Annotated in this window: 8 protein-coding genes; 7 read left to right on the top strand and 1 reads right to left on the bottom strand. The window is 53.3% G+C overall.

Annotated elements, in window-relative coordinates:
* Positions 1 to 140 precede the first annotated feature (140 nt).
* The 4 genes from FF011L_RS23050 (at position 141) to FF011L_RS23035 (ending at position 4,686) form a co-directional block, all read left to right on the top strand.
* Positions 141 to 404, top strand: coding sequence for a hypothetical protein (locus tag FF011L_RS23050; protein WP_145354306.1), 264 nt, complete (start codon positions 141 to 143; stop codon positions 402 to 404).
* A gap of 107 nt (positions 405 to 511) precedes the next feature.
* On the top strand, positions 512 to 877 hold the full coding sequence (locus tag FF011L_RS23045; protein WP_145354305.1) for a hypothetical protein: 366 nt from the start codon (positions 512 to 514) through the stop codon (positions 875 to 877).
* Between the two features lie 455 nt (positions 878 to 1,332).
* Positions 1,333 to 2,505, top strand: coding sequence for an FG-GAP repeat domain-containing protein (locus FF011L_RS23040; protein WP_145354304.1), 1,173 nt, complete (start codon positions 1,333 to 1,335; stop codon positions 2,503 to 2,505).
* Between the two features lie 45 nt (positions 2,506 to 2,550).
* Positions 2,551 to 4,686 carry a CehA/McbA family metallohydrolase gene (locus tag FF011L_RS23035; protein ID WP_145354303.1) on the top strand — a complete coding sequence of 712 codons (2,136 nt, stop codon included), beginning with the start codon at positions 2,551 to 2,553 and terminating at the stop codon, positions 4,684 to 4,686.
* A gap of 29 nt (positions 4,687 to 4,715) precedes the next feature.
* Here the strand turns inward: FF011L_RS23035 and FF011L_RS23030 are convergent, their stop codons facing one another.
* A complete protein-coding gene (locus tag FF011L_RS23030; RefSeq protein ID WP_246109584.1) occupies positions 4,716 to 6,044 on the bottom strand; it encodes a hypothetical protein in 1,329 nt (442 codons plus the stop codon).
* Positions 6,045 to 7,001: 957 nt separating this feature from the next.
* Here FF011L_RS23030 and FF011L_RS23025 point away from each other — a divergent pair.
* The 3 genes from FF011L_RS23025 (at position 7,002) to FF011L_RS23015 (ending at position 11,452) form a co-directional block, all read left to right on the top strand.
* Positions 7,002 to 7,772: a hypothetical protein gene (locus tag FF011L_RS23025; protein ID WP_145354302.1), complete on the top strand. Its 771-nt coding sequence runs from the start codon at positions 7,002 to 7,004 to the stop codon at positions 7,770 to 7,772.
* 1,279 nt (positions 7,773 to 9,051) lie between these two features.
* Positions 9,052 to 9,792 (top strand): sugar transferase, encoded by a 741-nt coding sequence (locus FF011L_RS23020; protein WP_145354301.1) that lies wholly within the window; start codon positions 9,052 to 9,054, stop codon positions 9,790 to 9,792.
* A 997-nt stretch (positions 9,793 to 10,789) separates the two neighbouring features.
* Positions 10,790 to 11,452 carry a hypothetical protein gene (locus tag FF011L_RS23015; protein WP_145354300.1) on the top strand — a complete coding sequence of 221 codons (663 nt, stop codon included), beginning with the start codon at positions 10,790 to 10,792 and terminating at the stop codon, positions 11,450 to 11,452.
* Positions 11,453 to 11,795 lie beyond the last annotated feature (343 nt).

Genomic DNA, 11,795 nt, shown 5'->3' with positions numbered 1-11,795 from the left:
CCTCCCATCGACTTAGCCTTGCGCAAATGAATTTTTCCAGACGAAAACAAACGTTGGAGCGGTCGCACGATTCGCCTCTTCCTCACGCCGTGTTCTAATGGCGGATGGGGAAGTTTGGATTCATTGCCCTGCTACTCGGAATGTTCTCTCTAGCGATCGGGATGGTTGGCTATCGCTACTTCGAGCAACAAAGCTGGCCCGAGGCTTTCGTCAACGCTGCGATGTTGTTTAGTGCGATGGGCTCGGTTGGTGATCCGGAAACCGAGGAGGCAAATTCTGCTGTCTGCGACGCCCTCTACTGCGGACTCGTTTTCCTTTTTACCGCAGGATTGCTGGTCACTCCGATCGATCATCGCCTTTTACATGTTTTTTACGCAGGCCCGGGCGAAGGCGTCTCACGTTGAATTCGGGCCGCGAAAATGCCCCGTTGGCTCGGTACGATATTTGCGACTGTGTAGGTTGTGCGGATCGCGTTTGCTATCTATTTCAATTAAGGACCAAAGGAAAGATTATGTTTCGAAAATTCATGTTTGCAGCGATTCTATTAAGTAGCGTCGTCGCGATGGAAGTTCCCGCAAGTGCATTTGGCGGCCGCGGAGCCTTACGCCGCGCGCGAGTCTACAACGCTCCCGTCCGACCCTACTACGTGGCACCGCGTTACTACGCCGCCCCACGCGTTGGTGTTGGCTATCGAAGCTACAATCGCTTGCCTTACTCCGGCAGCTACCGTTCGGGGTACCGCGGATATGGCTACGACGGTCTGGGACGATCGCCCTATGGATACGGCGGCTACCGCGGATACGGAGGCGGTGGTATCTCCATCGGTGTTGGTCGTGGTGGGATCGGCTACGGGTCCGGCATCCGAATCGGTTGGTAATCGAATTTGGCTGAACGCTCAAATGTTCGCGTGCTCCAGCACATCTGGAGCCGCGTAAGCGGGGTAGGGGACGGGAAATGAAAAAGTGGCCACTTCCGAAAAATCCCAACCCGCTGCGTAAGCGAGGGATAGCGTGCAGGTTTTGTTGTCCCTCGCTTACGCAGCGGGTTGGGATTTCGGCTGCCTGCGACTTTACTCCCGACTTATAAATCGCACGCCGATGGGGCGACGCTGTCCTTTCTTAAATCAAGTTGGCTCGGTCAGAATTCGATCGACCTGGTCGAAAAACATCGCTGAGCGGATCGGGTTCTGGACGTATTCTCGCGCCCCGCTGAGGAACTCTGCTTATGATGAGGTGCTACGGATCTTATGCACATCTTCGGAATCTTCCAGACGAAGGATGTGCAGCAAGAGAAAACCGAATCATGACGACCTAAAGAACCGGATCCAATTTGATGAAGTCCTCAGTTTTTATCGCTTTCTCACTTCTGGTCGGCACGATCGTGGTGGCCGAAGAGGCCGGTTGGCCTCGCCACGAAATCTTCTCTGGGGCTCATGTCAACTCCGCCACTGCCAGCGACTATGACGGCGACGGTACTCAGGAGATCCTCTTTTCCGCCGCCGGCCAGGTTTTCATGTACCTTGGGCCGGACTACCAGACGAAACATGTCTTGGCTGTCGTCGATCCCAGGCTTAAGGCTCAGTGCATTCACTGTGTTATGCATGACGTTGACGGGGACGGAGATCTTGACTTTGTTGGTTCGTATGTCCGCGGCCTTTTTTGGCTTGAGTGCCCCAATGAAAATGCCACAACGACAAATTGGAACGTGCATCCGATCACCGATGAAATTCTTGGTGTCCATTGCATCCGCTCTTATGATATTGATCGCGACGGCAAAATGGATCTGATTGCGAACGACTTCACTGAGGGGGAGGGAAAATGGTCGGGTTCCATTTGCTGGCTGAAACCGTCTGTATCTGAAAACGCATCGATGAACTGGACCATCATTCCCATCGCCAAAGGTACGGCGGTGGGTGGCAGCCACTACTTTGATTTCGCCGACATCAACGGCGATGGGCGTCCCGATTTGACCTTGGGCGCAAAAGGAAAGCCCTTTGCTGACGGCAATTACTTTGCCATTTTTTACGCCCCAGAAAATCCAGCTGAACCTTGGGATCGAGAATTGTTGCCAGGTGCGGGTGAGCAAATCGGCGCCACGCATGCGTCTCCGGCCGACGTCAACGGTGACGGCAAAATCGATGTTCTGGCCACTCGCGGACACGGTGTCGGTGTGATCTGGTTCGAAGCCCCCGATTGGACCATGCACGTCATCGACGACGAAATTGCCTCGCCTCATTCCACGGATGTTGGTGACATCGACGGTGACGGAGATATCGACCTCAGCACCGTCGGCTATGACTCGAAAATCGCCGCGTGGTATGAGAACGATGGCAAGGGCCGCTTCACTCGCCACGTTCTTAGTCGCGATCAGATGGCCTACGACACGATGATTACCGATCTTGACGGGGATGGTGACAAAGACATTCTTGTCGCTGGACAAAGGAGCCAAAACGTCGTCTGGTTCGAAAACCCCAACCCGGTAAAGTCGGGTCCCGCCAGCCAGTAAAATCACCCTGCAAAAACTGGCAAATAGAACACTCGAACAAAATTCATGCCAATGCGATTCCTATTGCTCGTCTCGTCGTCACGGCATGTATGGCAGGTCTACGGACTGTCGAAGAATGTTTTAAAGGCCGCCGGAATGGTGGCGGCGATCATTGTCGTTTGCATGCCGAAGTCACAGGGAATCGCATCCGAACTTCACCATCTGCGTAGCGGCGATGAAGGTGAATGGGACTCGTTTCCTGAAAACGCTCCGCAGCGCAAATTGATCCAGTCGTTTAACGCCGCCCCTAATGATTCGGATCGGTCGCTCCGTCTGCGTCAACAAGATGTGAAGGAAGGTTGGGAAGTCGTCTTAAACGACAACCGGTTGGGACGGCTGACGAGAGACGAAAACGACATGGTCGTCTATTTCAGCGTCGATGCTGGCGTCCTGAAGGCGAAGAATACGATCGTTGTCCAGCCGATTGGTAATCATAAAGCCTCTGATGATATTCGTGTTGGCGAAATCACGCTGCTTGATCTGCCACGATCCGGCGCGCTGTCGCAGTCGGGGCTTCGTATTCAGTTGCTCGATGACGGCAAACCTTCGCCCGGTCGCATTACCATTCTCGATGAAGATGGCGCAATGGTCAGCATTGGGACGGGGTCCAGTGATCATCTTGCGATTCGTCCCGGAACGGTTTACACGTCAACCGGCGATGCAAATATCGAACTGCCGGCGGGGACTTATGAACTTATCGCGGGGCGAGGCCCTGAATACTCGATCGCGCGAGCGGAAATTGAATTGGCTGAGGGAGATCAGGCGGAAGTCTCGCTGTCCATTCATCGAACGGTCAACACGTCGGGCTGGGTCGCCTGTGACACACACGTCCATACATTCACCCATTCAAGACATGGGGATGCCACTGTGGCGGAGCGAATGGTGACGCTGGCAGGTGAAGGCATTGAACTTCCTATCGCAACCGATCATAACCGCCACATCGATTACGAACCGAGTTCGCGCGAAGCGAATGTGAGGCAGTTTTTTACACCGGTGATCGGCAATGAGGTCACCACCAAGACGGCACACATCAACATCTTTCCCGTTGATAGCGGTGCACCCCTACCGCCTCATCAACACGCCGATTGGAAGTCGACATTCGAAGGCATTTTTAAAACGCCCGGCGTTCGCGTTGCAATCCTTAACCACGCCCGAGATGTTCACAATGGGACGAAGCCGTTCGGCCCAAAACACTTCAATGAGGCTGCAGGGGAGATGCTGGACGACTGGCACGTCGGTTTTAACGCGATGGAAGTTGTTAACTCGGGAGCGACGAAAATAGATCCGCTTCAATTGATCAGAGACTGGATGACGTTGCTGAATCGTGGCCGACGCATCACACCGGTTGGCAGCAGCGACTCACACGATGTTTCTCGTTACATCGTCGGTCAGGGTCGAACGTACATCCGCTGCGATGATTCACGCCCTGACAACATCGACGTTGACGCGGCGGTCGATGCGTTCTTAACTGGAAAAGTCATGGTCAGCTATGGATTGATCACGGAGATGCGTGTCAATGACATCGCTCAGTCAGGGGATCAAATCACGGTTTCCGAAGATAACATCAAAGCCGATATCACGGTGCGTGGCCCGGACTGGGTGAGTGCGGATGCGCTACAGCTATTCGCAAACGGAGTGCTGGTCAAAGAATTGCCGATCGATTCCCGTAAGCGAAGTGACTTCCCCACCGGCCAGATCTATCGCACGACCATCGAACTGCCGCGGCCAGTCCACGATGTCCATCTGGTCGCTGTTGCGACGGGGCCGGGAATAGATGGCCTTCACTGGAAAACGGCCAAGCCCTATCAACCGGATTCGCCAGTCTGGATCTCGAGGACAATTGGTTGTAGTGGTGCGATTCATGTTGATGCGGACGGCGACGGTCAGTGGCAGAGTGCTCACGACTACGCCAATCGAATCGTTGACAAGTTTGGTGACCGGTTGCCTGCGAATGTCACGGCGCTGGAATCGTTCGACGAAGCCGTTGCGATTCAAACGGCGCTGTTTCTGCATGCCGCGGGAACGCCGCCGATGGAATTGCTCGACCGCGATTTGCTGTCGAGTGCATCCGCTGCGACGAAACGAGGATTTATGGCATACGTAACCGCTTGGCGCAGGAATCAATTCGCTCGGGTGGAGTAAACGTCCACTTCTTTTCGTTGGATTTCTCGCTACTTAACGGAAAACTCTTTTCGGATTTTCAGTCTTCCGTATTTGTTTTCGCCAATCAGCCAAACTTCCGCCTTGCCTTTGTCTTGGATCAGGTCCGCGCTAATCACAACCTTTCCATTCTTACGGTCTTCATCGGAAAGGAAGACCATTGGCTGAGCGTAACTGTTTGCGTCGCTTCGGAAGTACGCGATGATGATGTTCATGTTGTCAGAAGAGAATTCCAAATCCCACGATTTACCCGCGGCAATTTCCTCAGCAGGCAACTGGAAGTCCAGATCGCAAACCGAAAACTCGCAGGCTTGGCTTAGGGAATCGTCCTGCATGACACAGTGCGCGGTGTAGTCGCCGCAGGTTGGAAAGACTCGTTCAATGATCCCTTTGCCCGGGCGGTCGATTTCTTCGACAACGGATTCTCCTCGTTTGATGACAAGGGTTTTGACACCCTGTGCATCGCGATCCATCACGTTGAACTTCACCGCCTGACCTTTCTGGTAGGGAACCCAGTCCCCGCGGTCGAGAAGCAGGACGCGGTTAATTGTCGGGGGCGCAGAATCTTCCGCGTAATTCGGAAACAGGAACGACTCGGCTCGGTTCCCTTCGCGCCAGGCATCCAGGTCGGTGATTCGGTACAGTTTTCTGTTTCGCGAAGCGATATGAGAATTGAATTTGGCGGCGGTACGATTCGTATTCCTGGTGGTCCGAGGCCAACTCTCTTCGACGCGAACATGCGTTACTTTGCCATCCGGGTCGCTGGTGACTTCCGTCACGATTTCGATGTGGGATCCGGGGCGGGGTGGAGTAAAAATGATGTCGCCCACTTGGGTGGCCTGTGCTGACTGGGATTGGACCAAGCTGACGCCGTTACGGTATGGCGGACCGTGAACGCGGCTGACATACCAGATTCCGCATTGCAATGCATAGCTGGTGTACGAGGAGCAGACGTTTCCGTAGTAGCACTCCGCATTCGTGACTTCACCCCGGAGGTTCTCGGTGTAAAGCACGCTTTGAGGATTTTCGACGGCGGCCAAGAATGTCTTCAGGAAAATATCAAACCCGATATATCGGCCTACGTGTTTGACGCTCGAATAGGGAACTCCGGTGTATTCGGTCCCAGCTTCAAAAGCGCCTCTTCTCATCGGCATGCCGTCGGCAACCGGCGTCCATTTCACCCGCGACATAATACGAGCATATTCGACGGCCTTTTTCTGCCAAGCGGCTGAGGCGTCTGTGACTCGCTTGGTTGAGTCTGTTTCCCCAGCATCTGAATCGCAGCACAGGCAAATCAAACTAGCCAAGAAAACGAATAAGCACAGTGAACGTCGAGACATAAGGCGGAGCATGATGTCCTTTCAACTCGATTGGAATGCGTGGTCGGTATGAGTCGTAACCAGTAAGTATACCGATGGAATTCCAAGCGATGGCAACGACGGCGGAGGCTTAGCAGCGATCGCGACAGCGGATTTATGAGTCGGCAACTCCGACTATGTCGCCTTATATTGGTCTGCTGCAGTCGAACTCGGGTTCGATTCCGAATTGCTTTTCTTTGGTGCGTCCGCGGTTGGATCAGCAACAGTTTAATTCTCAGGTGCGAGCTACCGAGCGAGTTCGTTCGCTGCAGATCCAGCATCTGTCGCGTAGTGCTGCGAGAAATGAAGAGGCCCTCGAGACGGGGAATCAAGTCGGCTTCATGCAGTTCCTGCATTATTATCCGGCCCCAAGATCCGTAGGCCGCGGTCGCTGATGTCCTTTCGTGGTTCCAGGCATTGTCATTCGGGGCGGTGGAGCAGCCCGTAGTAGAGTCTCTCCGAGACTCGTGCTTGCTGAGGTCTCCGCCTCGGAGAGGCGGAGCTACAGGGGTGAGCCGATGCGGCACCGCTGCCCTGGCACGTAGTAGAGTCTCTCCGAGACTCGTGCTTGCTGGGGTCTCCGCCTCGGAGAGGCGGAGCTACGAGGGTGAGCTGATGCGGCACCGCTGCTATTAATCAAATTTCAAATCTTGGCTTCCTGCCAGGCAGGCTGGCATGGGGCCTTTTCTCCCTGTCACACTCGCAACCTATTTATCGCACGTCCGGCAACCGCATTGAAGACACAGCGAGCTTGCCGGATCGTCTTGCGATAATCCGCTCGGGAAACCGCAGGTCATTTAGTGGTTTTGCCTGCGCATCTTGCTTGACCGTTATAGGTGCCCTAATTAACCTAGGCTGCCTGGCGGTAGATGCCTTTTGGTGATGCAGCCGGCAGAGAAGAGCAAATCACATTGAAATAAGAGTGCAATCTCAGTGAATATGAATGACATACGACTTTGCCGCTGGGTTGCTTTTCAAGCAATTGTTTTGGGCATTTTGTTTGCTCAGGCGAGTCCTGTTCTGGCTGGATTTGGTATCAAAGCCGATTTTGAAGGAACAAGATTCCAAGGGAATGGACGCGAAGCCGTCAAAGTGAAGCTTGCAGGCCACGGCCGGACGAATGTCTACGTTGATGAACTGAAGTGGAAGGTCACGGAGTCCACCAATGCGGCGAAAAGTGCGGTTGGGTCCGTGTTTTCGTCATTTTGCATCGCGTTGCCCGAACCCGCCATTAGCGGCACTCGATATCAAGTCCAGGACGTTGCGGTCAGCCAGTTTGGCAGTGGCGCTTCCTTCCTATGCGGAAGGCAACTAACCGCCCTCGGTAGCTTGTTCTACAACTTCTATGACCGCGTCACGAATGGCGCGACCGCGGCAGCGTTTCAGCTTGCCGTTTGGGAGATCGTTTACGACACGTCAGGAAGGTCCAGCAGATACGATGTCACGAATGGGAATTTCCAAGCTGAAAATCAGAGATCGATCCGTCGGATGTCGAATGACTGGCTAGGCGCTTTGACAAACAATGGTGTGCCGCTTCGGATTTACACCACGAATCGCGGGCAAAGTCAAATAGGGATGTCGCCTCCGGTTCCTAGTAATCTATCGGCGGTCCCCGAGCCGTTTTCTGCAGTCGTTTGGAGTGTTTTGGGCTGCGTAGCCGGTATTGCAGGGTGGCGTCGTCGCCGCTCCCATACCACGCTGGCGATTTAGTATTGTCGCCTTTCGCATCCCCCGCGAAAGAAAGTCTACTCAAAGCTACTGTCGCGGAACGAAAGGCTACCCTCCGCTTCCAATCTAAATGGCAGCGGTCACGTGGGTAATTAGATTTCGCTGGATCGCGTTCTTTGCTATCGGCGCCGGGCATTCGATTGCGGTTCTCTTTCTTGCCGCACCGTTCCCTCCATCTCGTCCACCCATGCTATTTGGGCCGTCAGGTGCCCCTTTCGTTTCGGGAAATTAGCTTTCCCTTAATGTTTTTCAGCAGGGAGAGGGCTCGGATTCTCATCCAGGGGAGTGGGGCGACCGCAGGTTGCTTGTTGGGGGATGATGCTTCCTTGGGAGCCCTTCGTTGTCACATCGGACGCCTTAGAAATTGCGATGGAACGCATCTGGCAGTTCTGGTTTCGCAGGCTTGTTGATAAGTCGGCTCTAGCATCTCTGCGCTTCAGTCTTGATGGACGCCCCTGTCCGAGCGGATTTAGGCGTCATCTGGCACCTGCGGCCGTGGAAGTTTCGCCGTTGGTAGCGACAAAGAGAAACCCCTCTGTTGGAATCCGTTGTTTGGTAGATTTCCAGAACAGCCTCTTTGGGGGGGTGCGGTCAGTTAATGACAGGCTCTCACGTCGGCTGGAATGCTTTGCTGACAAAGGAATTTAATATTCCTTCAAAAGTTTGGCATTCTGGCAAGAATTTTGGGTTCGATTCAGAAAGTTCGTCAGGAGTATTGGCCAGTCAATCGCTGCGATAGGGCGCGGCGATCTTTCGGTCGGTGTTCTCTATCCGCTTAAATACTAGGTGTTTAACGCTTGTGGACGAAAGAGGGCGACTGGTGCCCAGGGAAGTGTCGGCTTGGCCGCGTGTCTATTTGTCGCAGTGGGAATGCGTACTCAAATAATAAAATGAATAATATTCCAATTCGTTTTGCGGTAAGTGAAACGCCCTTGTTGTGTTGTTAGCGGTGTCTTGCGGTGCTTTGGTGGGGGGGGCTGCCCCTACAATTCCTGTCACCCCCCTAATTAGACTTGCATTCGCCCGTTTGATGGTTAGCATCGTCACAAGTCGGACACATCCTGGAACTGCGGAAACCCGTACCAGGGGTGACGGACGTGCGAGGGGCAGAATCGCAACACGTTAGTTTTTTAGAAATCACCTCGCCGAGTCATGTCCCTAGCGGCCTCCAAATTGGTGGCTTGGAATACCTTGTTTGGCATTAGCCAGGCACCCGCCTAAGGTATTTTGCCAGGGCTTTGCAACTCATAGGACCAAATGCATGAGCACTGACGCTGCTACCATTGAACTTGGTACTCTTGAAATTGCCTCATATGATCGCGATAGCGAGTCTTCGTATAGTGAGGGGCGATGTTCCCTAGACGAGTTTTCGATTGACTGTGCCGCGCTGCAGTCAAGGACCTATCGGCTGACGAAACGGGTCGTCGACGTTGTCGGGGCGCTTTGCGGATTGGTGGTCCTCGGGCCGTTTATGCTTGCCGCGATGGTTGCGGTATGGTTTGAAGACGGTGGGCCGGTAATCTTCCGTCAAAAACGGGTCGGCCTGAATGGCGACGAATTTACGATTCTGAAAGTCAGGACCATGGTCAAGAACGCCGAGTCGCGTCTGGCTGAGGTTGCCGCGCTGAACCATCACGATGACCAGCGAACGCTAAAAGTTAAGAATGACCCGCGAATGTTGCGTTGTGGTCGGTTGCTTCGCAAGTATAGTGTTGATGAGTTTCCTCAGTTGATTAATGTGCTTCGCGGCGACATGACCATTGTTGGACCGCGTCCACCGCTTCCTCGGGAAGTTGACCTTTATGACGCAGAGGATCATGTGAGGTTGATGGTCAAGCCGGGGCTGACTTGCTACTGGCAGATTATGGGGCGTGGCGAAATTCCGTTCAAGCAAATGGTTTCGCTGGATCGTCGTTACATTGAAGATGCTTCGTCGCTCACTGATCTGATCGTGATTACCAAGACCTTTCCAGCACTTCTGAAGGGTAGTGGTGCTCACTGAGTGTTAGCCTAGGACGCAAGATCTTGTGGTTTGCATGGTTGGCGACTGTAGAGGATGATCGACCTAGCGGAGTTGTGTAAGCGTAAAAGTACCTGATGAAGGGCACCCGCCCTGTAACCTCCAATTTTTGAAAAGATAAGCAATTCATGTTTCGGCGGCCTTCCAATCGTGTTAGCGACTTTCAGCTGATACGTGGCGTTGCGCCCCTGCTTGGGATTTGCATCACTTTTGCTTTCGTAGCGACTGCGAATGCTGGATTCACGAGTCCCTATTTAAATCACGGTCATTTGCTGAATCAGCAGGTTCAGGAAGTTGGTCGGGGTGCGATCGTCGCTTCGGCGTCGGATGATTTTCAACTTGGCTTGCACAACTCTACGTTAGTTTTGAGTGCGTGCCGTGAAAAAAACTCGCAGGAACCGCTTTTGTTGGATTCCGTTGTTCTGAATTGGTCAGAGGCGATTGACGCTCTTTCACTAGGCAACCTGGAAGTCCCGGCGTTTTCTTGGGATCTAAGCTTGTTGGCAGCCAGTTCCCCGGAAGAGCCGCAGGAAGTGCCATGCCGCGAAATGTTGGTCGCTGGTCTGCCTTGTGGCGGATCGCAGGATAAAGAATCCGAGTGTGGCGAAGGTTCCCGTAGTTGTTCGTTGGCTGGGAGTGGCTCTTCGCAGCATGGGCAGTTTGCAGGTTTGTCAGGGCGGAAGTCATCCGCAGCGACGCGTCGTTTGATTCGCGGTTGTGCGACGGAAATGGCTAGCGGCAGCAGCTGCGCATTCAGCAATTCAATTCAAGCGAATTTGACCCTGGTGTCCTGTATAGGCACTGGGGTTTTTTCGTTTTTGCCGAGCGTTGGGATGTCTCATCGCGTTTATAAAACAACAGGCTCGTTGAGCAGATATCGACGAGATGTCGTTACCGTACTTTGTGTTCCGCAGGCAGTGTGTCGTGCGACGGGTGCGAAAGTTTTTGGTTCCTCCTCTCACTTGAAAGGTGAATGGATATGAGAAGTTTTTTGCGATTTGGCGTTGCAATGTTATGCACCGTTATTGCAGTTCCTGCATTTGCGGGTTTTAACACGACTGTGACAAGCGTCGGGGAATTTGCCCCAACGACGGTCACCGTAAATGCTTTAGTGGATGACGGCGGTGGTACGTTTGCTTTAAAGACTTCCGCTAATGATAGTGGAACGATTATAGCGAGTCAGTCCGCGACGTATACTGAGACCTTCTCCGGTGCTTTTCGGCTTTACCGTGTAGATGTCAACTCCAATACCGCTAGCAATCCAACCGGCGAGTTCGGTGCGTCATTTGGTACGAAAGTTCTCGGTTTGGTTGCGAGTAATGCATTTAGTCTTGGTACGAAGACGCTCACTTATGATGTGTTGAAGGAATTTGAATTGCAATTAGGTTTGCCCGTCTTGTTGGGCGGGAGTGGTAACGGAGGAACGGAGATTCTTGATTACAATTCAGGTAACCCTGATGAGGTCGAATTCAATGGCAATACAGTGTCTGGCGATGTCCGCATCGGATCGAATCCAACTGGTCCTGACAGCTTTTATGTGATGACCGCGGTTCCTGAGCCTGCTTCTCTAGCGATTTGGGCAGCCTGTGGCCTTGGTTGCGTTGTTGCAGCTCGCCGTCGCAAGCGTGCACAGATCGCCTAATTCGGTGGCCGGAAGTCCCCCCTCCGGCTCTTAGGTGTTCATGGATGTTTCATCTGAAATCCCCGCTGTTTTTACGGTGGGGATTTTTTTGCGCGCCCATCCTGTGTTGCAGGCACACCTGCGAAGACCGCTCGTAATTGAATCGATGAAGTTCGTAGGAAGTGCCCCGATTCTTGAGTTCATTTAAGCAGCGTGAACGTTAAAGTGAGGGGACTTCGTCGTTGTGCCGATTGTGCCTGCTAAGAAACGATCGCGATCCAAAGTGTCCGCCCCGCTGATTTGCCTGAAATAGTGTCGCCTTTCGCTCCGCGAAAGTAGCGTTTGTGGACGCAACTTACGCGGA

The organism is Roseimaritima multifibrata, from assembly GCF_007741495.1.
Lineage (GTDB): Bacteria > Planctomycetota > Planctomycetia > Pirellulales > Pirellulaceae > Roseimaritima > Roseimaritima multifibrata.
Note: the sequence above shows the minus strand (reverse complement) of the source record. Positions and strands in the feature narration are given on the sequence as shown.

Excerpts from the sequence above, each read along its gene's own strand:
- FF011L_RS23050 (WP_145354306.1), top strand. The coding sequence starts at position 141 with ATGTTCTCTCTAGCGATCGGGATGGTTGGCTATCGCTACTTCGAGCAA.
- FF011L_RS23030 (WP_246109584.1), bottom strand. The coding sequence starts at position 6,044 with ATGTCTCGACGTTCACTGTGCTTATTCGTTTTCTTGGCTAGTTTGATT.
- FF011L_RS23045 (WP_145354305.1), top strand. The coding sequence starts at position 512 with ATGTTTCGAAAATTCATGTTTGCAGCGATTCTATTAAGTAGCGTCGTC.
- FF011L_RS23040 (WP_145354304.1), top strand. The coding sequence starts at position 1,333 with ATGAAGTCCTCAGTTTTTATCGCTTTCTCACTTCTGGTCGGCACGATC.
- FF011L_RS23025 (WP_145354302.1), top strand. The coding sequence starts at position 7,002 with ATGAATGACATACGACTTTGCCGCTGGGTTGCTTTTCAAGCAATTGTT.
- FF011L_RS23020 (WP_145354301.1), top strand. The coding sequence starts at position 9,052 with ATGAGCACTGACGCTGCTACCATTGAACTTGGTACTCTTGAAATTGCC.
- FF011L_RS23015 (WP_145354300.1), top strand. The coding sequence starts at position 10,790 with ATGAGAAGTTTTTTGCGATTTGGCGTTGCAATGTTATGCACCGTTATT.
- FF011L_RS23035 (WP_145354303.1), top strand. The coding sequence starts at position 2,551 with ATGCCAATGCGATTCCTATTGCTCGTCTCGTCGTCACGGCATGTATGG.